The sequence below is a fragment of the Ruminococcus sp. RTP21198st1_G1_RTP21198_201120 genome, assembly GCF_040924265.1.
GTDB classification, from domain to species: Bacteria; Bacillota; Clostridia; order Oscillospirales; family Ruminococcaceae; genus Hominimerdicola; species Hominimerdicola aceti.
On the sequence record NZ_JBCOMH010000005.1, the window covers coordinates 21,076 to 42,409 of the forward strand.

Genomic DNA, 21,334 nt, shown 5'->3' on the forward strand with positions numbered 1-21,334 from the left:
TCGCCCTTTCTGTTATATATCTTTCATTTCATTAAGCACCTGGGCACATAGGAAAAGCGAACCGCATATAAGATTCACTCCGTGAGGATTCTCGTTTATTAGCTGACGTGCCATTTCAAGGGCAGGCTTTGGACTTTGCTCTGCCCTGCCGCCTGCGTTGGTTATGATGTCGGCAAGGTCAGAGGCAGTTTCGGCTCTGTCGCTGAAACCGTCAACTGTGTAGAATTTGTCTACATACGGTATGAGTTTCTTTACAGCCTCGGTGATGTTTTTATCCCTGCACATTCCCATAACGGCGTAGCATGGGCGTTTTGGGCAATGCTCCAATACGCCTGCCAAGGCTGACAGACCGTCTGGATTGTGTGCGCCGTCCAGTATCAAAAGCGGCTCACGGCTGAGTATCTGCACTCTGCCTTGGAGCTGGGCTTTTTTGATGCCCTCAAAAATTTTATCCTGGGGAATTTTCAGGGTATCGTTGATAAGGCGTATTCCGCTTATGACGCTCATGGCGTTCAGCACCTGATGTGCGCCACCCATTGTGACTTCATAGGGCTGTCCTTTGAACTCAAACTTTGAGCCGAAAACGTCACAGCTTATAAGTTTGAGCTGTTTGATGTCGGGGATAACCAGCTGAGAAAGATTTTTCACCGCCTGCTCTCTGACGGTGCGGATAACTTTCATATCATTGCCTGCGCTCAAAACGCATGGGCAGTGGGGCTTTATTATGCCTGCTTTCTGATAGGCTATCTTCTCCAAGGTGTCGCCCAGAATGGCGGTATGGTCGAAGTCCACTGAGCCTATAACTGTTAGGACAGGGGTTTTTATAACGTTGGTGCTGTCTAAAAGTCCCCCAAGACCTGTTTCAAGGACGACTATATCGCAGTTTTCCTCGGCAAAATAGAGGAAAGCTATGGCGGTGGTTATTTCAAACTGAGAGAAATTCTCACGGTCGCAGTGCATATCGGTGACGGCTTTCACACGCTTCGCCATTTTCGCAAGGGCAGGCTTTGGGATATCAATACCGTTTATTTTTATCCTGTCGGTATAGCTTATTATATAAGGCGAGGTGAAAAGACCTGTTTTCAGCCCTGCGCACTGAAAGACCTCGCTGAACATCTGCGCCATTGAACCTTTGCCATTGGTGCCAGCGATATGAACGAATTTAAGGCTGTCCTGTGGGTCGCCAAGGTCGGAAAGCAAGGCTTTTATTCTGGACAGGTCTTTCACGGGCTTGCCTGAATGGGAAAAGCTGTTTATAAATTCAAGCTCGTCTATGTCTTTGGTATTTTCTATCAATGTTATCCCTACATTTCGTCTATTATTTCTTTAAGCTCTCTTGCGGTGTCTATATTCACACCTGCGGTCTTTGCAAGCTCCTCTACTGTGGCTTTTTTGAGAGCCTCTTTGGTCTTATACTCGGTGATGAGTTTTGCGGCTTTTTTATCGCCTATGCCTTTGACCTTGGTTATTTCAAGTCGGTGGGCATTCTTTTTATGCTTTTGTGCCTGATAGGTTATGGCTACTCTATGGACTTCGTCCTGAATGGCGGTAACAAGATTAAAGGCTGCACGGCACTTTGCAAGGCTTATTTCTCCGCCGCCTGTGGCAACGGCTCGTGTGCGGTGCTTGGAGTCTTTCACAAGTCCGAACAATGGGCAGGTGACGCCCATTCGCTCTAAGACAGGCTCAACGGCATTGACGTGGCCGTTTCCACCGTCCAGCAAGATAAGGTCGGGCATAATGGAAAAGCCCTCGTCTGTTTTCTCAAAGTAGTTTCTAAAGCGACGTTCTATGACCTCCTGCATACAGGCATAGTCATTTTGCTCTGCAACTGTTTTGATAGAGAACTTTTTATAATACTTCTTACATGGTCTGCCGTTTTCAAAGACCACCATGCCTGCCACCATATTTGTAGAGGCGAGGTTTGATATATCGTAGCACTCGATATATTTCGGGGTCTTGGGAAGTCCCAATGCTTTGGCAAGCTCCTCAAGGGCGGTTATCTCACGGCTTGTTCTGCCGACTTTTATGGAGAGATACTCGGTGGCGTTGCTTTTGGCAAGGGTAGTAAGGCGGAGAAACTGTCCTCTTTTCGGAGTAGAGATATTCACGGCATGGTCATACTTCTGGCGGAGAAATTTCTCTATTATCTCGCCGTTTGTGATATCCTCGTCAAGGAGGATATCTTTCGGTATGCTGTCTTTGGAGGAATAATACTGCATGAGAAAATCTTCACGCATTTTTATGCTGTCGTCTTTTTCGCCAAGGAAATAGGAAGCCTTATCAAAAAGTCTGCCCCCACGATACATTATAACGCTGGCACAAGCCATTTCGCCATTTTGAGCAATGGCGATTATATCAGTGTCACGAATATCGTCATTGATTATCTTCTGACTTTCAGCGGCTTTTTGTATGGCTTGGATACGGTCACGAAGCTTTGCGGCAAGCTCAAAGTCAAGCTCCTCAGCGGCTTTGTTCATTTCCTCGGTGAGTCTTTCAACTGAATCTGACGAGCCGTTTCGGATATAGTCCACCGCCTGACGGACTATAGAATTATACTCCTCTTTGGAGAATTTTCCTGTGCAAACGCCCATACACTGCTTGATGTGCATATTAAGGCAGGGACGCTGTTTTCTGAAATCCTGCGGAAATTTTCGGGTGCAGGTAGGGAGCATAAAGACTTTATTGGCTTCGATAACGGCTTGTTTTACTGCGAATGAACTTGTATAAGGTCCTATATACTCTGCTCCGTCATCGTATTTTTGCAATACGGCTTGCAAACGTGGGTAGTCCTCATTTGTGACCCTGATATAGCTATAGCCCTTATCGTCTTTCAGCAGGATATTATATTTCGGGGTATACTGCTTTATAAGAGAACACTCCAAGACAAGTGCCTCGAACTCAGAGTCGGTGACGATAAAGTCATAGTCATAGACGTGGGACACCATTTTCCACACCTTTGGCAGGTGATCCTGACACTTTCTGAAATAAGATGTCACACGGTTGCGGAGATTTTTCGCCTTGCCGATATATATTATTTTCTTCATTTTGTCTTTCATTATATAACAGCCCGGCGAGGTGGTGAGCTTTGAAGTTTTATCACGCAGAAATGGCAGGCGTGGGTTGTCTTCATCTGTAATGTACATAAATTCTCCTAACTGAAACTAAAAGCAAAGGCAATACGAGTTGTCCGTATTGCCTTGCTATTATCTCTTACCAATACATAAATACAGGAGTACCCATATCTATTTTGTCATAAACGTATTTTGCTTTATCTAAAGGCATATTTATACAGCCGTGTGAGCCCCATGTGCTTGACTTATAACGGCTGCCGCCAAAGTTGCCGTTCTGCCATGATGCGTCGTGAAGTCCTATGCCGATAGTGGAAACGTTGTTCCAATAGTCAACATATGAGGCATAAGACTGTCCGTCTGCTGAGCCTCTGAGGGTCTTGCCCTTTTCCTTATACCAAAGCTTATAAACACCGCCAGGGGTATTTCTTGACTTGCTTGGATAGCCTGAAACTATATCAGACTCCATTGCGAGCTTTCCGTCTTTATAATACCACAAATGCTGTGCGGTGAGGTCTACCTCGATATAAGTGTTGCCGTAATCCTTATCGGCTGTACGCCAATCCTTATTGCAGGTGTACTCATAGGCTGAGTCAGGGTTTACATAGTAGACAGGCTCAGTTTCGGCAGACTCTCCCTTTTCAACAAGGTCCACGATAAGGTCGCAGGTCTTTTGCTGGTCTATCCACCAGCCGTAACAGCCCTGGCCCTCGGAGATAGTGATAGTTCCACGCTTTGTGGTCTTGAACTCTCTGTCCTTGCCATAGGTATCATACTTATCTGCAAGGTCTTCAACATATGCCATTGCCTTATCTTCATCAACTGTATAGCCGGCTTCGGCGTTATCCTCGTCAAAGGTTATCCAATCCATGATAGTATCACCCGTGAGAGTTTCGGTGGTGTAGATAAAATCGAATGTTATTTCGATATCGTTAAGGTTATTGAGCTTCTTGCAGGTCTCTTCAAGCATATCCGCTGTTATGGCAGGCTTTTTATAGCAATCTGCCTTTGAGATATCAACGTCAAAGCTACCGTCGTCAATCTGATTTTCCACATAGGAATAAAGCTCGTCTATCTTACCCTCCTCCACAGCGTCGCCCGTGGTTTCTTTTACCACAACATAGCTGTTGTCGTCGCCTTTTTTGATATAGGCGTCCTCAGGATCTTTTGTGCTTTGGGAGTCAAGCACCTTTCTTTTCAGCACCTTTTCAAGCTTAGCCTTATCGTACTTGAACTTAGATTCAAAAGTGAAATCCGTACGCTTCATGGCAGAAGAAAACCATGAATAGTGGTTTTGCTGAGTATAATACTGTGTGATAAGGTTTTGAGTATTATCGTTATAGCCTATTTCAGACAGCTTTATGGAAAATGTTGTGCCGTCTTTCTTTGTAACGGTGATGGCTTTTGGGATAACAGCCTGCTCGCTTACGAGCTTATAGGCTTCCGCCTTGGTCTTTCCGCTGACCTCGATGCCGTTTATATATGTATTTCCAAGAAATCTATCCTTATACGAATTCATGCCCCACAGATAGAAACCACCTGCGGCGACTATCATAACACCAACAACTGAGCATATTGCTATTGCGACAGTCTTTCCTGACGAAGACTTCTTTTTCTTCTTTTTCCCATTCTTTGAGCCGCTCTTTGAAGTCTGCTTTGATGCAGGCTTTGCATTTTTACTGCGTGTTTCAGTTGTTTTGGGCTTTTTAGGCTTGATAGTTTCCTCGCCAAAGTCTGAAACTCCTCTTACGGGAGTGATAGGCTCGTCAAAGCCGCCGTCCTGCATTGCCATATTTTTAGCGATCATTCTTGCCATATCCTCATGGCTCATAGGGCGGTTCTGCGCCTGCGGCTTTGCGGCTTCATCGCTGTCGAGGGTAAGACCTTTCATATCAAGATCTATACCAAGCTCATTATCCTTTCTTTCTCTATCGTTCATAATATTACCTTTCCTTATATAACCTTATTATAATATACTTGTTTCACATTTATTTTACCCTATTATACAACACTATCACCTTTTTTTCAAGGAGTATTTCCTACAATATAAAGACAATTTTATGACGATTTCTCAACAGTTTTCATACAGTTGTATAAAAATGCAGTTTTCAAAATGTTATCCTGCATATTTTTCCTGTGGCAAGGAATTTTTTTTGCAAAACCTCTTGAAAAAGATCACAATAAGTATTATAATATATGTGGTAAAGGTTCGCTTGGCGAGCCGATCATTAATTTAAGAAAGAAGGATCTGTATGTTAGATATCAAGATCGAACGTACCACTACTCCAAAGGAAAAACCAGCTGACGAAACAAAGCTTGGTTTCGGTCACATTTTTACTGACCATATGTTTGTTATGAATTATGACGCAGGTCAGGGTTGGCATGACGCTAGGATCGTGCCTTACGGCGACCTTTCACTCTCCCCTGCTGCTATGTGCCTGCACTACGGTCAGGAGATATTTGAAGGCCTTAAGGCTTATCGTACCGCTGACGGCTCTGTTCAGCTTTTCAGACCGCAGGAGAACTTCAAGAGAATGAACAACTCTGCTGAGAGAATGGTAATTCCTAAGATAAACGAAGAGGATATGCTCTACGCTCTGAAAACTCTTGTAAAAATGGAGCAGGACTGGGTACCTCACACAGAGGGCGCTTCCCTTTACATCAGACCATTTATCATCGCAGTTGACCCATATGTAGGTGTTAAGCCTGCTGACCACTATCTGTTCATCATTATTCTTTCACCTTCAGGTGCTTACTATTCAACCGGTCTTAATCCTGTTAAGATATACGTTGAGAACAAGTATGTAAGAGCCGTAAGAGGCGGTACAGGTTTTGCAAAGACTGCTGCTAACTACGCTATCTCACTTGCGGGTCAGGAAGAAGCTCACGAGCAGGATTACGAGCAGGTACTTTGGCTTGATGGTGTTGAGAGAAAGTATGTTGAGGAAGTTGGCTCAATGAACATCTTCTTCGTTATTGACGGCGAAGTTGTTACACCACAGCTTCTTGGCTCTGTTCTCCCTGGCATCACAAGAAAGTCTGCTATCGAGATATGCAAGAAGAAGGGCTACAAGGTAAGCGAGAGAAAGATCTCTATCGAGGAGATCGCTGAGGCTTACGACAACGGCAAGCTTGACGAGGTATTCGGCACAGGTACTGCTGCCGTTATCTCACCTGTTGGTCATCTTAAGTGGGGCGACAAGGTAATGGAGATAAACAACAACAAGATCGGCCCTGTTTCACAGATGCTTTATGATACAATGACAGGCATTCAGTGGGGCAAGATACCAGACGAGTTTGGCTGGATCGTTAAGATCGACTAATATCGTGAATAATCAATGCGGTCTGTGCTTCGGTATAGACCGCATTTTTCATAGGAGTGATAAAAATGGAGCTTCAGCAGATAATAGACAAGTCACACAGGATAGTATTTTTCGGAGGAGCAGGGGTATCAACAGAGAGCGGCATTCCTGATTTTCGGTCGATGGACGGACTTTACAATCAGAAATATGATTATCCCCCTGAGCAGATACTCAGCCACACGTTTTTTATGCGGCACACAAAGGCATTTTATGATTTTTACCGTGACAAAATGCTTTGTTTGACGGCAAAGCCTAACAAGGCTCATTACAAGCTTGCGGAAATGGAGAGGGCAGGCATACTTTCTTCAGTTATCACGCAGAATATTGACGGACTTCACACGGCGGCAGGAAGCAAAAAGGTGCTGGAGCTTCACGGAAGCGTACACCGCAACTACTGCATGGACTGCGGAAAATTCTACACTGCGGAGGATATTTTAAACAGCACAGGCATTCCGAAATGCACCTGCGGCGGAATAATCAAGCCTGATGTTGTGCTTTATGAGGAGGGGCTTGATGATAAAACTGTGACGGAGGCGGTGAGGGAGATTTCTCAGTGCGACACGCTTATTATTGCAGGCACTTCTCTGACAGTTTATCCTGCGGCAGGAATGGTGAGATATTTTCAGGGGGATGATCTTGTGCTGATAAATCGGGACAAGACTTCCATGGACGGCTCCTGCGACCTTGTTATCCATGACAAGGTGGGGGAAACGTTGGATAAGATAGTGATAAAGTAAAGATAAACAACGTGATAACAGGGTGAAATAACAAACGGGCGAACGCTGTTCGCCCCTACAGATGTGGATAGCCACATTTGCAGGGGGCAGTGTCCACCCGTGTTTTTATGCTATTTTATTCGTCCATATGCTGTGCGGTATAAAGCTTGTAATATTCGCCTTTCTTTGCGATAAGCTGGTCATGTGTGCCGCACTCGGCAATGCCTTTGTTGTCGATATACATTATCTTATCGCAGTTTTTGATAGTGGAAAGTCTATGTGCGATAATAAATGAAGTTCTGCCAACAAGAAGTCTTTGAAGTCCCTGCTGAAGGAGCTTTTCTGTTCGTGCGTCTATTGATGAAGTTGCTTCGTCAAGGACAAGTATTTTCGGGTCGGAGAGTAGCGTTCTTGCAAAGGAGATAAGCTGTTTCTGTCCGCCTGAAAGCTTTGAGCCACGCTCGTTGACCTCAGTCATATAGCCGTCTTTCATTTCGCTTATGAACTCGTCTGCGCAGACTATCTTTGCGGCTTCTCTTATTTCTTCTTCCGTTGCATCAAGTCTGCCGTAGCGGATATTATCATAAATAGTGCCGCTGAAAATAAAGCTGTCCTGAAGCATTATGCCCATTTGTGAGCGGAGGGAATGCAAGGTCGCCTGACTTATATCCTTGCCGTCTATGGTTATTTTACCGCTGTCCAGGTCATAAAATCTTGACAGGAGAGAAACTACTGTAGATTTTCCTGCGCCTGTTGGTCCAACGAGGGCAACGCTTTCGCCCGGCTTAACGTCAAAGGAGATATGCTCCAAAACTGTTTTGCCCTGCTCATAGCTGAATGTAACGTCATCAAATTTTACCTCGCCTGTGATATCACCGATATCCTGAGCGTTCGGCTTGTCTGCGATAGTGGCAGGCTCGTCAAGGGTTTCAAAGATACGCTCAAGGTAGGCGATATTGTTGATGAAGTTATTGAAGATGTTTGACAGGTTCATGATAGGCTGCCAGAAGCTTGAAGCATAGCTTGTCATGGCAACGATAGTTCCAAGGCTCACTGCCGCAGGGGTCAGAACCAGCAGACCCACCACGAATATTGCGGCTCTCACAAGAGTAGAAACGTTGTCGGTAGCAGGCCAAACAAGGTTAGAATATTTCACGGCATTTATCCAGCTTTTACGATATTTCTCGGAAAGTCTGTCGAATATCTGGGCGTTTTCTTCCTCACGGGTGAATATCTGGGTCACTCTTGCGCCTGTGATGTTTTCCTGCAAATAGGCGTTAAGGTTTGAGGATTTGTTTGAAACGTCCTGCCATGCTTTACGCTGTCTTTTCTTTATCATCATCATTATGACTGCAAATATCGGCAGACCCGAAAGCACCACCAATGACAGCTTCACATTCACAAAGAACATGAAAATCATGATGAAAAGCATATTAAGGCACTCGAGTATAACATTGATGATACCGTTTGAGAGCATATCCGACACGGAGTTTACATAGTTTACAACTCTGATGAGGATCTTGCCGTGTGGACGGTTATCGTAATACTCAAATGGAAGCTCCTGCAAATGCTTGAAAAGGTCGGTACGGATATCGAAGATTATATCCTGACCAACAACTGTCATTATCCTTGAACGGATAGTGGAGAATGTTATGGACACGGCTATAGTGCCGACAAATGCGAGGGTGAGCAGGACGAGCTGTCCCATATTTTTCTGAGGTATGGTATTATCAAGAGCATACTGTGTGATGAGCGGTCCGAGAAGTCCTGATATTGCGGCGAACACGCTCAGCACAAGGGCGGTTATCATTTTGCCCTTATATTTTTTGATATACACAAAGGAGCGTTTCAGGTGGGCGAAGTCGAATGGGGTTTCAAGGACTTCGTCAACGTCATAACGGTTTCTTGCCATTTAGACCGCCTCCTTTCCGAAGCCATCGTTCTGCAGCTTGAACACCTCGTAATAGTATCCCTTTTTGGCTATAAGCTCATCATGAGTACCCATTTCGGTTATCTTGCCGTCATCGAGGATTATTATCATATCAGCGTCCTTTGTGGAGGAGATACGCTGGGCTATTATTATCTTTGTGCATGGGAAATCGAGGTTTCTAAGGCTGTCCTGAATATACTTTTCTGTTTCCATATCCACGGCGGAGGTGGTATCGTCAAGGATAAGAATGGCAGGCTTTATGGCTAAGGCTCTTGCAAGGGAAAGTCTTTGCTTTTGTCCGCCTGAAAGACCTACGCCACGCTCGCCCACGATAGTTTCATAGCCGTCAGGCATTTTCTCAACGAACTCGTTTGCCGCCGCAAGCTTTGCATAGTGCTTAACGTCCTCTTCGGACATATCAGAGTCGCCGTATGCGATATTGCCGTCTATGGTATCAGAGAAAAGCAGGACGTCCTGCGTTGCCATACCTATTTGTGAGCGGAGCTGTGAGAGCTTACGCTTTCTTACATTCACACCGTCCACAAGGACTTCTCCTGAGTTGGTATCATAAAATCTTGGTATGAGATTTATAAGCGAGGTCTTGCCTGAACCTGTTTCGCCCATTATGGCAACTGTCTGACCTGCTTTTATCTTAAAGTTCACGTTGTCAAGGACTATATGCTTGCCAAACTTAAAGGTAACGTCCTTGAACTCGACATCTCCGTGAAGCCTTTCTGTCTGGTCAACTGCGTCTTCACGGTCGGTTATGATAGGTCTTGCATAGTATATCTCGATGACCTTCATTGCGGAAGCCATGAACCTTTGCATATCGTTCACATAGATACCAAGGTTTCTGACAGGGTTTGCGATGCCCCAGATAAGTCCTGAGATAGCAACATACTCGCCCATTGTTATTTCCCCTTTTATAAGGAAAAATCCACCGCCAAGGAGCATTACAACTGACAAAGCGTTTGCGAAAGCTTCCATATAAGGGAAGAATTTAAGCCACAGCAGTGACGCTTTTTTGTTGGCGTCAGAGTATTCTTTATTGGCTTTTTGGAACTTTTCTATCTCATAGTCCTCACGGGCGAAGGCTTTTACAACTCTGTTGCCTGAGATGTTCTCCTGAGCGTCTGTATTCATTTGGGACAGCTTTTCACGGAGGTCAACGTAGACCGGCTTTGCCTTTTTATCAAGAAGCACCACCACGCCGAATATGAACGGTGTAACAGCCAGCAGAAGAAGTGCCATTTTCCAGCTTACCATAAAGAAATAAACTGATGAGGCTATAAACAGCGAACATGATTCAAGCATACCTTTAAAAACGAATGCCACTGCATGACGCACCATATCAAGGTCACCTGTGAGCCTTGTCATAAGGTCGCCTGTTCGGTTGCGGTCATAAAACTCCATATCCTGATTTTCGATACGTCTGAAAAGGTGTGCCCTTATTCTGTATATCATGCCCTGAGATGATAATTCATAGGTCATGTTGCAGGTGTACTGACAGATAGTTCTAAGCAGGGTAAAGCCCACCATGCCTGCAAGCAGCAGCCAGAACAGCTTTCTTTCATGCTCAAGGTTAAAAAGTGCGTCCTTGCTTGAAAGAAACTTATCCACAAGCTCTTTGCTGAAATAAGGTGTGGTAAGATACAAGGCGTTGCATACGATAGTCAGCACAAGGGCTGTTACATAGAATTTTCGGTAGCCTTTCAGATTGTGCCATATCCATTGAAGCTGGAACATATTCTTTCACTCTCCTTTTATTCTTCTAAACTTCATGCTCTCATAGGCACATATATAAAAATATGAAACCCATACTCTTTTAAGCTATGGGATATTATAAGCCCTTTTCAAAATAAAGTCAAGGGGGTAAAAGCATTTAGTTTACATAAAGCAAGCTAAAAAATCAACGAAAACACGAAGCCTTTGTTGTGCTTTTTCACAAATTATGAATATGTTGTTATCTAATAATAGTCATATTTAGAATAAAACGTTTTCTTTGACTGTTATATTATATTAAACTAAGTTTTCGTATAACAAAATATTCGCCCTGAAATAACAGAGCGGATAGAGGATATTTTTGTATGCAATAATATGCGAGCGAAAAAGTCACCCTTACGGGTTTATTTAATCCTGAAAAACATCGGTGAAGTAGCCTGCGTTGGAGATAGGTTCATTGCCGCCTGCAAGGTGCTTTGTACAGCCCATGACGTGGCATCTGAAAAAGCCATAGTCGCCCTCACGCTCCTCACAGCCGAGGACCGTCACAGAGGTAGGCTGCATATTGAAGCCATGCCACATATTCATGGTGGAAATGCCCAGAAGGTGTCCTATCATCACCATTGATACGCCGAAGTGACAGAAGAACACAAGGGTTTCATCGCTGTGCTTTTCAATGCGGAACATACCGTTCTCGTGGATATAACCATGGTCGGCAAGAAGCTTATCAATACCCTCATGCACCCATTTAAGCTGTTCTTCAACATTGCCTGTTTGCATATAATCGGACTTGAACCAATTATTGCGGTCATAGTATATCTCTTTGTCCGCCCACTCGGTGGGGTACATATCCCATGGGATACGATGTCCTCCATCAGAGGTGGGTATTATGCCGTTAAATTCTCTCAGCCATGGGAGAGTTTCCGCTGTATCCCCACGAAGCTTCAGGGAATATTCCGCTGTGAGCTGTGCTCTGCCAAGGGGAGAAACGTAGAACTTTGAAACGTCCCAATTCTTTACACGCTGTGCAAGAAGCTCTGCTTCACGCTTGCCCTTTTCTGTAAGGGTATCATGAACGTAATCGGGGTCGCCGTGTCTGATAAAAATAAGCCGCATAAAAATACCTCCTAGTTAGTCTGCCATTGGTTTTATTTCAGCGTTGTAGGCTCTTCTAAGGAAGAACAATGACGCCATGATCGAGAATATTTCGGCTATCGGGAACGCCCACCAGATAGCGTCAAGCTTGCCTGTAAGGGAAAGAAGATACGCCACAGGAAGAAGCACAACAAGCTGTCTTGTAAATGAAACGAGCATAGAGGAAAGTCCCCTGCCAAGAGCCTGCAATGATGAAATTATGATTATATCAAAGCCTGCGAAGAAGAAGTGTGTGCTGATTATACGCAGGGCTGTTACGCCTATGCTTAGCATATTATCGCTTGCGTCAAAGAGTTTCAGAAGCTGTGCAGGGAAAATCTGCATTATGATAGTGCCGACTATCATGATAGACACAGAATATATCATGGCGTATTTTATTGCACCTGTGATACGCTTTTTCTTTCTTGCACCATAGTTATAGGCAACGATAGGGATAAGACCGTTATTAAGTCCGAAAACAGGCATGAAAACGAAGCTCTGAAGCTTGAAATACACACCGAAAACTGCGGCGGCGGTGTTTGAGAAGCCGATAAGTATTTTATTCATGCCGTATGTCATGATAGAAGAGATAGACTGCATTATGATGGACGGCAGGCCGACAGCGTAGATCTTCTTGATTATTTTCGCCTGCGGTCTATACTTCACAAGGTTTATGGTTATCTCTTTGTTGAACTTCATATTGAAGAAAAGTCCGAAAGCTGCAGCGGTGAACTGACCGATACAGGTAGCCACAGCCGCACCTGTTACGCCCCACTTAGGGAAGAAGCCCACGCCAAAGATAAAGCAAGGGTCGAGGATAATATTTATCACTGCGCCTATTCCCTGAGTATACATTGAATAGATAGTTTTACCAGTAGCCTGCAAAAGCTTTTCCATGGTCATCTGACAGAAAAGACCGATACTTAGCAGGCTGATGACGGTTAGGTACTGGTCGCCATATTCGATAATTATTTTGCTTGAGGTTTGTGAGCGATAGAAGATCTCGGTAAAAAATGCACCAAAAACCACGAAGATAACGAAGTTCACAAGGCAGAGGAAAATGCCGTTATTGGCGGCGCTGTTGGCTTGTTTGAAGTTCTTTTCACCAAGTGATTTTGACAGCAGTGCGTTGATACCGACACCAGTGCCTGCACCGAGGGCTATCATAAGATTTTGCACAGGGAAAGCCAGTGACACGGCAGTGAGTGCGTCCTCGCTTATTTTGGCAACGAATATGCTGTCGACGATATTATAGAGAGCCTGCACGAGCATGGATATCATGATCGGCAGGGACATTTTGAACAGCAGATCGCCTATGGGCTGCGTTCCCATTTTATTTTCTCTTACTTCTTCCATTTTACGATTCCCACCTTAGAGTTACTTTTTCTTAGAATATATACTTTAACCTTTTTATTATAACATTTTTATACGAAAGGTGTATGAATTATTTGTTAAATCAGCACAAATCGGTGGTGTCCTCTATGATTCAGAATTTATACAAGTTCTGAGCACAGGCGAACGATGTTCGCCCCTACCGATGTTTGTGGGGTTATCAAGGGTTGTGAGATAAACAATAATGCAAAATGTCAAGGGGGGTGGGCTGTCGAGGGCGCCAGCCCCTACAGATTGTTAGGGAAAGTTTGTTGTGCCGCAAAATCGCTACGCTCTTTGCGGATTTACATTTGCTCAGGGCGAGGGTGGGCGGTGCAGATTTTGTACTCCGATATGGGGTTTGTTTGATATATGGCTCTCGTGTGCTTTTTACACTTTAATCTGCACCTTGTCGGCTTACGCCGAATGAGGCTCTGCCTCATACTCCGCTCAGGGCTTTGCCCTAAGAACCCACAAGGGACTCTGTCCCTTGACCCTGCAAGCCCTCTAACGCCGGGCTTGAGCCTGCGTTTTATCTCTCGCTACGCTCGGTGCAGGGGGCACAACTTTGGTCAGCTTTGCTCACTCCTCACTCCTCATTCCTCACTCCTAACTCCTCACTTTACTCGCTTTACCGCTTGACGAAACCACTGTAAAGTAGTATAATATAAGAAATGCTGCTTATGCAAATTCTTTTACGGAGGTCCTTTATATGGAGAAAAAACCGTTTTATATCACTACCCCGATATATTACCCTTCCGGTAATCCTCATATCGGTCACTGCTACACCACTGTTGCCTGCGATTCTATTGCCAGATACAGACGTATGCAGGGCTATGATGTCATGTTCCTCACAGGCACTGACGAGCATGGTCTGAAAATCGAACAGAAGGCTGCTGAAAAGGGTGTTACACCTAAGGAATATGTTGATGAGGTAGTCAAGACTTTCAAAAAGCTTTGGAGCTACATGAACATCAGCTATGACAGATACATCAGAACTACTGACGATTATCACATTGAAACTGTTCAGAAGATCTTCAAGGCTCTTTATGACAAGGGCTACATTTACAAGGGCGAATACAAGGGCAAATACTGCACGCCTTGTGAGAGCTTCTGGACTGAGTCACAGCTTGACGAGAATGGCTGTTGTCCAGAGTGTCACAGAGAGGTAACAGAGGCTAAGGAGGAGGCTTACTTCTTCAAGATGTCGCCATTTGCTGAGAGGATAGAGAAGCTTCTCACTGAGACAGATTATCTCCAGCCAAAGACAAGAGCCACTGAGCTTGTAAACAACTTTATCAAGCCTGGTCTTGAAGATCTTTGTGTATCGAGAACTACTTTCAAGTGGGGTATTCCTGTTACATTTGATGACAAGCACGTTATTTACGTTTGGATAGACGCACTTTCAAACTATATTTCCGCACTTGGTTTCTGGAACGAGCAGTACAATGATTTTGACAAGTTCTGGCCTGCTGACGTTCACATGGTAGCAAAGGATATCATGAGATTCCACGCTATCATTTGGCCTGCAATGCTTATGGCACTTGATCTTCCGCTGCCTAAGCATCTTGCTGTACACGGTTGGATAACATTCAACGGACAGAAGATGTCCAAGTCTTTGGGCAATGTTGTTGACCCATTCATTCTTGGTGAGAGATACGGTGCTGACGCTATCAGGTATCACATTCTGCGTGAAATGGCTTTGGGTGCAGACAGCTCATTCTCAAATGAGATAATGATAAACAGAATAAACTCTGACCTTGCAAATGGTCTTGGCAATCTTGTTTCAAGAACTGTAGCTATGGCTGACAAATATTTTGGCGGCACGCTTCCTGCTGACAGAGAAGAGGGCGATTTTGACGCTGAGCTTATCGCAGAGGCTAAGGGACTTGTTGCAAAGGTAGACGAGTTCATGGACAAGACTCAGATGAACAATGCTTTGGCTGAGATATTTAAGGTAGTATCCAGGGCTAACAAGTACATTGACGAGACAGCTCCATGGGTACTTGGCAAGGACGAGAGCAAAAAGGCAAGACTTGCGACAGTTCTTTACAATCTGCTTGAAACTATCAGGATAGTATCAACGCTTCTCAGCAACTTTATGCCTACAACGATGCCAAAGGTATGGGAGCAGATAGGTGCGGCTGAGAGCGACATCACATACGAGAACGCTGGCAAGTTTGGTGTACTTCCTGCTGACGTTACAGTTCACAGGGGTGAGATAATCTTCCCAAGGATCGACGTTGACAAGGAGATCGAGGAGCTTAACAAGATAATAGGCAGCAATGCAGAGCCTGAGGAAAAGGCTGACGATAGATTTGAGCCTGCGCCTATAGCTGACGAGATAACCATAGATGATTTTGCAAAGGTAGATCTGAGAGTTGCTCTTGTTAAGGACTGCGAGAAGGTAAAGAAGTCCAAGAAGCTTCTTTGCTTACAGCTTGACGATGGTTTTGGCGGCAGGCAGGTAGTATCGGGCATTGCGGCATGGTACAAGCCTGAAGATCTTATTGGCAAGAAGGTCGTTATTGTAGCCAATCTGAAGCCTGTGAAGCTTTGCGGAGTTGAGTCAAACGGCATGATATGTGCGGCTGACACACCTGACGGTGCGGCAAGCGTTATTTTCCCGGATCAGGACTTGCCATGCGGAGCTAAGCTTAGATAAAAAAATTTATAAAAAAAAACAAGGAGCGGATTTCCGCTCCTTATATGCGTCTGTAGCTCAGTTGGATAGAGCGCAAGACTCCGACTCTTGAGGCCGCAGGTTCGATTCCTGTCAGGCGCACCAACAGGGGCGAGCCCCTGTACCATATCCGCTATCATTTATGGTAGCGGAATTTTTTATTTCCGCCCATAGGCGTGATATGCTTGGAGAGTTATATGTTCGCTGTGGCGGGCATTTTACGCTTTGCAATATATATAGCTGTATCATATCCGCCGTACTTTTTGTCGGCGGATTTTTCAGGAAATGCTCATATTAACAATTATTTCAGAATAAAGCATATAAATATTCACTTGACTTATAGTGTACTCCAAGTGATATAATTATTAAAATAAATACATAGGAGGATTTAACATGAACGTTCTTATTTTAAACGGAAGTCCGAGGATAAACGGAAACACTTCTATTGCCATTCGAGAAATGGAAAAGGTTTTTAAAGAAAGTGATGTTGAAGTAGAAACTGTTCTAATTGGGAACAAGGATATTCGTGGCTGTATTGCCTGCATGTCATGTTCAAAAACGGGCAAATGCGTATTCAATGACATGGTAAATGAAATCGCACCAAAGTTTGAGAAGGCTGACGGACTTGTTGTTGCAAGCCCTGTATATTACGCTTCTGCAAATGCAACTCTTATCGCCTGTCTTGACCGTTTGTTCTACAGCACACATTTTGACAAATCAATGAAGGTAGGAGCAAGTGTAGTTTGTGCAAGACGAGGCGGCTGTTCGGCTACATTTGATGAGCTTAACAAGTATTTCACTATTTGCAATATGCCTATTGCCTCAAGTCAGTATTGGAACAGTATTCACGGACGTGAAGTAGGCGAGGCTGAAATGGACGATGAGGGTAAACAGACAATGCGTGTACTTGCAAGAAACATGACTTTCCTTATGAAAAGCATTGCACTTGGCAAAGAAAAATACGGCTTACCTGAGGTCGAGGAACACGCTTGGACTCATTTTATCAGATAACTCTATACATAAAGAAAACATGAAAAATATCCGTTCTGCAAAAAACAGAACGGATATTTTTTAGTTATATATCATTCAGGCACTTTGTCACTCGCCTGCGCAGTTCTTCTCCTCCAAAGGGAAAGCCGAACTCTGCGGCAGAGCTTCCCCACTCAGGTGGGTGCTTCTTTGAGCCGTCAAAATAGCGGCTTTTCACCACGCCACGATAGCGTTTTGGCATTTTTGCCGCAAGCTCCTCACATTCTCTCAAGCGAAGCTGCACCTTTGCAAGGTCAAGCCACAAGTCAGTAAGTTTTTTCCCTCTGTGGGCTACCCTGCCGCAATGCTCCCCCACTGCGGCAAGCTGTGAGGACATTTCGCAGATATCTTCTTTAAGCTTCCACTCCTGCCACCTTAGTTTGCGATACTGTGAAAGCTTTCGCAGTGCGGCTGTATTAACTCTGCTTCCACCGCTTCTGAAATTATATCGGCTCGCTGAGGGTGCAAGCCTTTTTATGGAATTTACCTCTACGGAATAATCTATATTATCGTACATTTTTCTCCTTTCGCCTTTTTGTACAGACATTTGGACAGTTAGTATGATATACTGTAAATAAAATAAAGCAATGACATTTCAGATAACCGTTTTCTGTATATCTCTCGGGGCGGAGATGTCAAAAAGGGGGGCGGTTTATCCTCTTGACTTTTACAGGAAAATGTATTATAATTATATCAAATCCAGATTTTATGCAGATATCTGTACTAACGATACATACAGTATACTACAGGTTTCTGCAAAAGTCAATAGCTATTAGCAAATTTGATACAGACTTCTGTATCTTTTGTGAAATCATCACAATTGGAGGAAGAAAATATGACTGAAATGTACAAAAGGATAAAAGAACTATGCGAGGAGAACAATATGACGGTATCGCAGATGTGCAAGGAGCTGTCTATAACGAGGAGCTGTTTATCTGAGCTGAGCAAAGGCAGGACGGAACGACTTTCCGCAGAGAATTCTACAAAGATAGCGAACAGATTTGGAGTGAGCGTACAATATCTTATATCTGGCAGGGAAGAAGATTTTGACACGAAGCTGAAATATGCATTATTCAACGGCACGCTTGGAGTGACGGACGAAATGTTTGACGAGGTCAAGCAGTATGCAGAAATGGTCATGCTCAGAGAGGAAGCAAAGCGCAGAAAGGCTGGTGAAAAGTGAGAGATGACGAACATACAGGAATTGTATGATATTTGCAGTAGAGAGAACATAACTATAGATTTTATTGATTGTCCGAAGTGCGGGGCGATATCGCTTTTTGGCGCAGGAGGCTGTGCGATCGGCATAGACAGCCAGACGCCTGCAAGGCTTTTGAAGGAGCGCACTGCTCACGAGATAGGTCACTGCGTAAAGGGTGCATTTTACAACAGATACGCCACGGCAGACAACATCTCACAGCATGAATACCGTGCAGACAAGTGGGCGATAGAAAATCTGATACCGAAAAGCGAGCTTATCAAAGCCATAAAGAAAAATCTGGACAGCATTTATCTGCTTGCGCAACATTTTGATGTGAGCGAGGATTTTATGATAAAGGCTTGCAGGTATTATGGGGTTTATTTTGGGTAGAAAAATGTATATACCGCCCACAGAACCGCAACTGCACTGACTTAAAACCGCACTTTAACGGTTACAAAACCGCGCTCTTGCCACTATTGAACCGCACAATATATCCACGAACTTGTCGCTGACTGCCCACGTGAAGTCAGCAACAAGTTGTGGCAAAACGTCCGTGCAGTTGTGGCAGTCGAAGCGATATATACAAATCAAGTGCTAGTTGTCTTGGGGCTTTTATCCAAAAACAAATAAATGGTTGCTGCCGATGTAATTATTGTTGTGAATATGGCAATGAGCACTGTTATATCCATTCCCTTGTTTTCATAGCTTAATTGCACTGTATAATTGCCCTTAGGTATAACTGCTGAAATATAGCCATCTGAGGTTTCTGTCAGTTTAGCATCTCCTACTGATCTTCCGTCTTGATATAATGTCAATTTGTAATTATCAACGTAGGTCATTGATACAACTATCTCGGTATCCTTAGCAAAGTCAGCATCAAAATTTAGCGTATCCAAATCTGCTTTTATCGGAATTTCAATATTATCCCCATAGGAACAGATAGGAGAAACTCCGTCTATTTCTATAAGCTCCATACCACGCGTCCAATCACGCACAGTTGATATCGTCAATTTAGGGCATTTTTCAATGACTTTGGTGAATGCTTCAATAGCTTTCGGACTATTTTTATCGACCAGAACATATTTTACTCCGTTTGATATCATCTGATCTTCAAACTTATTTATCCATTCGGGCTCTTTCATATATTGCAGATAACTTAATGGTGATGCTACCATATTGCACATCATACCCTCTGTGGATATATCCTTCATTATTGCATTGCTCTGATCAAAGCCTTTTTTGGAAAATATATTATCATAACCATTTAAGGAAAACAAGCCATACTCGGTGCAAATATTTTTTGTAAAGCCATAAAAACATATCTTAGAACTATATTCAACAGGATTATTAGAATACGTCATATTATCTTTATAGATCTTTCCTATCGTGAGAAATCTATAATTATGGTCTATATGGTTTTCATAAAGCAAGCTTTCAACTTCTGGCTTAATGTTCTTATAATCCCAATAATCATAGTGCTTATTATTGATGAAATTGTGAGTTCCTGAGAGCATGAAATAGAGTATAGCAACGAATGAAAAAATGACGCTTACCAATGAAGCAATTATTACTGGTTTGTAATATTTTTTCATGCTGTCTAGCTTATATGCTCCCGTCACTATTATAAGCGGCACATAAATAAATGAACATTTATACAGGAAGCGAAATTCACTGATAAAAGGCAGATGACCTAATATATCAGCGATCCCGTGACCACTTCCCTCTGCCATTATCACAAAGAACACTGCCGCAAAAAGAAAAATGTGCATAAGTTTTTCTGACTCATTATATTTGTTCTGACCTTTTCCTTTTATGAAAAAGTGAATATAGCATACTATAGCTGCAAGATATAATACAAAATCAAGCTTTAGCACAAGAAACAGGAGTATCAAAAACAGCACACAGCCTGCTCTTAATTTATGTGATGTCATATAATGGGTATTGGTTTTCTGATCATGCACTAACAAACACACAACACTGATAGCGATAAGAATAACTATCACTGCGTCTGCTATTGGTGAGTAATGATATTGTTCAAACAAATAGTATACAGCCGCTCTTACCGAAGCAAAATAAAGGATACCATATAATAACAGTCTTGACTTATTGCTTATCTTGCCATGTGAAGTTAGTTTGCTAACAGCTAATTGTATGCCACATTCCGTTTTTGTGTATAGCGTTTTTATGGCCGATGCAGCATACAGCAGACAAAACCAAGCAAAAAAGCCCAAGCCAATATAGTTCATATAATTACCATATGATATAGTCTTATTATTAAATAAAACTATACATATAGGCTTGAAAATATTTGAAATAGCTACGCTCAGGTCGAAAAAGCCCTCATTGCCTGAAAGTATCAGACTTCTGTCGCCTGACACTTTCATAGACCCAATTATTATCCCGCTTGACAAGCCTATAAATATCATCAAATTTGTCATGAGCGGAACTAATTCTTTTAACTTTTTCTTTTGAACAGAAGCGACCACTTGAAAAATACAGTATACCATTACATAATAACAACTGAACTGAACATGGCCCATTAGCAGGGAAAAAGCCAAAACTATGCCAGGAATAAAATAGCGGATCCTTTTGGAGTTGGTCTGAATAAATGTCCACATTAAAAACGGCATAAAGAAATAATTATTGAAAGTAAAATAATAAAAGCTGAAAAGGAAAAAAATCACGCTGGTTGAATATGTAAGCATCGCTATTATTATCGTACTACGCTTCAAATTTAATGTTCTCAGTATCTTATACATCATAAGATTACCAAGCATATACATAATTATTTCATAAACAATTAGCGTTTCAAGAAAACCGTTTAAAAGGTAATGGCTTATGGCATAGGAACATACATAAATGGATTCAGCAAGCCATAATAACCGCTGCTGAAAATGTTTATGCCTTTATACTGATAAAAATTCCAATATGGTATACCCTTACCGCTGAAAATATTATCGAATGCTTTATTTATAACAGGTCCCCACTGAAGAATATTATCATCAACATAAAGGGAACTTCTATTCTTTGACAAAATAACAGCAAAGAACAATATTGAATACAGCACTATTACAAGCACAGGTATCAAATTTCTGGTTTTATTTTTCATTGTGTC

16 protein-coding genes and 1 tRNA gene are annotated in these 21,334 nt (G+C 43.1%); 7 read left to right on the forward strand and 10 right to left on the reverse strand.

The annotated features are described in order from the left end of the window. Positions 1–12 precede the first annotated feature (12 nt). The 3 genes from AB5627_RS04305 to AB5627_RS04315 form a co-directional block, all read right to left on the reverse strand. A complete protein-coding gene (locus tag AB5627_RS04305; protein WP_278946044.1) occupies positions 13–1,296 on the reverse strand; it encodes a folylpolyglutamate synthase/dihydrofolate synthase family protein in 1,284 nt (427 codons plus the stop codon). An 8-nt stretch (positions 1,297–1,304) separates the two neighbouring features. Then, positions 1,305–3,146, reverse strand: coding sequence for an excinuclease ABC subunit UvrC (uvrC, locus tag AB5627_RS04310; protein WP_117891894.1), 1,842 nt, complete (start codon positions 3,144–3,146; stop codon positions 1,305–1,307). A 67-nt stretch (positions 3,147–3,213) separates the two neighbouring features. After that, positions 3,214–5,010: a L,D-transpeptidase family protein gene (locus AB5627_RS04315; protein WP_333635185.1), complete on the reverse strand. Its 1,797-nt coding sequence runs from the start codon at positions 5,008–5,010 to the stop codon at positions 3,214–3,216. 313 nt (positions 5,011–5,323) lie between these two features. On the opposite strand from AB5627_RS04315, the gene AB5627_RS04320 reads away from it, so the two are divergent. Together AB5627_RS04320 and AB5627_RS04325 are read left to right on the forward strand one after the other, a co-directional pair. Beyond that, positions 5,324–6,394, forward strand: coding sequence for a branched-chain amino acid aminotransferase (locus tag AB5627_RS04320; protein WP_022287915.1), 1,071 nt, complete (start codon positions 5,324–5,326; stop codon positions 6,392–6,394). Positions 6,395–6,459: 65 nt separating this feature from the next. Further along, complete coding sequence (locus AB5627_RS04325) at positions 6,460–7,170, forward strand: NAD-dependent protein deacylase (RefSeq protein ID WP_368369689.1); 711 nt, start codon at positions 6,460–6,462, stop codon at positions 7,168–7,170. Between the two features lie 115 nt (positions 7,171–7,285). On the opposite strand, the gene AB5627_RS04330 is transcribed toward AB5627_RS04325, so the two are convergent. From AB5627_RS04330 to AB5627_RS04345, 4 genes are all read right to left on the reverse strand, one after another. After that, positions 7,286–9,061: an ABC transporter ATP-binding protein gene (locus AB5627_RS04330; protein ID WP_038672069.1), complete on the reverse strand. Its 1,776-nt coding sequence runs from the start codon at positions 9,059–9,061 to the stop codon at positions 7,286–7,288. Then, entirely contained in the window at positions 9,062–10,825 is a 1,764-nt protein-coding gene (locus AB5627_RS04335; protein ID WP_368369690.1) for an ABC transporter ATP-binding protein, read from the reverse strand. A 384-nt stretch (positions 10,826–11,209) separates the two neighbouring features. Beyond that, positions 11,210–11,917, reverse strand: a complete 708-nt coding sequence (locus AB5627_RS04340) for a histidine phosphatase family protein (RefSeq protein WP_046441313.1) — start codon at positions 11,915–11,917, stop codon at positions 11,210–11,212. Positions 11,918–11,932: 15 nt separating this feature from the next. After that, positions 11,933–13,291, reverse strand: a complete 1,359-nt coding sequence (locus AB5627_RS04345; RefSeq protein ID WP_022287910.1) for an MATE family efflux transporter — start codon at positions 13,289–13,291, stop codon at positions 11,933–11,935. 727 nt (positions 13,292–14,018) lie between these two features. Between AB5627_RS04345 and metG the strand changes: the two genes are divergently transcribed. The 3 genes from metG to AB5627_RS04360 all read left to right on the forward strand — a co-directional run bounded on the left by metG (position 14,019) and on the right by AB5627_RS04360 (position 17,000). Then, positions 14,019–15,971: a methionine--tRNA ligase gene (metG, locus tag AB5627_RS04350; RefSeq protein ID WP_368369691.1), complete on the forward strand. Its 1,953-nt coding sequence runs from the start codon at positions 14,019–14,021 to the stop codon at positions 15,969–15,971. Positions 15,972–16,017: 46 nt separating this feature from the next. Beyond that, a tRNA-Arg gene (locus tag AB5627_RS04355) sits at positions 16,018–16,094 on the forward strand. A gap of 288 nt (positions 16,095–16,382) precedes the next feature. Then, positions 16,383–17,000 (forward strand): flavodoxin family protein, encoded by a 618-nt coding sequence (locus AB5627_RS04360; RefSeq protein ID WP_267300971.1) that lies wholly within the window; start codon positions 16,383–16,385, stop codon positions 16,998–17,000. Between the two features lie 64 nt (positions 17,001–17,064). On the opposite strand, the gene AB5627_RS04365 is transcribed toward AB5627_RS04360, so the two are convergent. Further along, on the reverse strand, positions 17,065–17,535 hold the full coding sequence (locus tag AB5627_RS04365; protein WP_288163254.1) for a hypothetical protein: 471 nt from the start codon (positions 17,533–17,535) through the stop codon (positions 17,065–17,067). A 318-nt stretch (positions 17,536–17,853) separates the two neighbouring features. Here AB5627_RS04365 and AB5627_RS04370 point away from each other — a divergent pair, with 318 nt between their 5' ends. Then, a complete protein-coding gene (locus AB5627_RS04370; RefSeq protein ID WP_022287876.1) occupies positions 17,854–18,201 on the forward strand; it encodes a helix-turn-helix domain-containing protein in 348 nt (115 codons plus the stop codon). A 3-nt stretch (positions 18,202–18,204) separates the two neighbouring features. After that, positions 18,205–18,609, forward strand: a complete 405-nt coding sequence (locus tag AB5627_RS04375; RefSeq protein WP_022287877.1) for an ImmA/IrrE family metallo-endopeptidase — start codon at positions 18,205–18,207, stop codon at positions 18,607–18,609. Positions 18,610–18,806: 197 nt separating this feature from the next. Here the strand turns inward: AB5627_RS04375 and AB5627_RS04380 are convergent, their stop codons facing one another. Then, complete coding sequence (locus AB5627_RS04380; RefSeq protein ID WP_368369692.1) at positions 18,807–20,978, reverse strand: hypothetical protein; 2,172 nt, start codon at positions 20,976–20,978, stop codon at positions 18,807–18,809. A 77-nt stretch (positions 20,979–21,055) separates the two neighbouring features. Continuing rightward, positions 21,056–21,328: a hypothetical protein gene (locus AB5627_RS04385; RefSeq protein WP_337400184.1), complete on the reverse strand. Its 273-nt coding sequence runs from the start codon at positions 21,326–21,328 to the stop codon at positions 21,056–21,058. Between the last annotated feature and the right edge of the window lie 6 nt (positions 21,329–21,334).

Bases quoted from the DNA above. Each gene is read 5' to 3' on its own strand.
- uvrC (WP_117891894.1), bottom strand. From the start codon at position 3,146: ATGTACATTACAGATGAAGACAACCCACGCCTGCCATTTCTGCGTGAT.
- AB5627_RS04315 (WP_333635185.1), bottom strand. From the start codon at position 5,010: ATGAACGATAGAGAAAGAAAGGATAATGAGCTTGGTATAGATCTTGAT.
- AB5627_RS04320 (WP_022287915.1), top strand. From the start codon at position 5,324: ATGTTAGATATCAAGATCGAACGTACCACTACTCCAAAGGAAAAACCA.
- AB5627_RS04325 (WP_368369689.1), top strand. From the start codon at position 6,460: ATGGAGCTTCAGCAGATAATAGACAAGTCACACAGGATAGTATTTTTC.
- AB5627_RS04330 (WP_038672069.1), bottom strand. From the start codon at position 9,061: ATGGCAAGAAACCGTTATGACGTTGACGAAGTCCTTGAAACCCCATTC.
- AB5627_RS04335 (WP_368369690.1), bottom strand. From the start codon at position 10,825: ATGTTCCAGCTTCAATGGATATGGCACAATCTGAAAGGCTACCGAAAA.
- AB5627_RS04340 (WP_046441313.1), bottom strand. From the start codon at position 11,917: ATGCGGCTTATTTTTATCAGACACGGCGACCCCGATTACGTTCATGAT.
- AB5627_RS04345 (WP_022287910.1), bottom strand. From the start codon at position 13,291: ATGGAAGAAGTAAGAGAAAATAAAATGGGAACGCAGCCCATAGGCGAT.
- metG (WP_368369691.1), top strand. From the start codon at position 14,019: ATGGAGAAAAAACCGTTTTATATCACTACCCCGATATATTACCCTTCC.
- AB5627_RS04360 (WP_267300971.1), top strand. From the start codon at position 16,383: ATGAACGTTCTTATTTTAAACGGAAGTCCGAGGATAAACGGAAACACT.
- AB5627_RS04365 (WP_288163254.1), bottom strand. From the start codon at position 17,535: ATGTACGATAATATAGATTATTCCGTAGAGGTAAATTCCATAAAAAGG.
- AB5627_RS04370 (WP_022287876.1), top strand. From the start codon at position 17,854: ATGACTGAAATGTACAAAAGGATAAAAGAACTATGCGAGGAGAACAAT.
- AB5627_RS04375 (WP_022287877.1), top strand. From the start codon at position 18,205: ATGACGAACATACAGGAATTGTATGATATTTGCAGTAGAGAGAACATA.
- AB5627_RS04380 (WP_368369692.1), bottom strand. From the start codon at position 20,978: ATGTATAAGATACTGAGAACATTAAATTTGAAGCGTAGTACGATAATA.
- AB5627_RS04385 (WP_337400184.1), bottom strand. From the start codon at position 21,328: ATGAAAAATAAAACCAGAAATTTGATACCTGTGCTTGTAATAGTGCTG.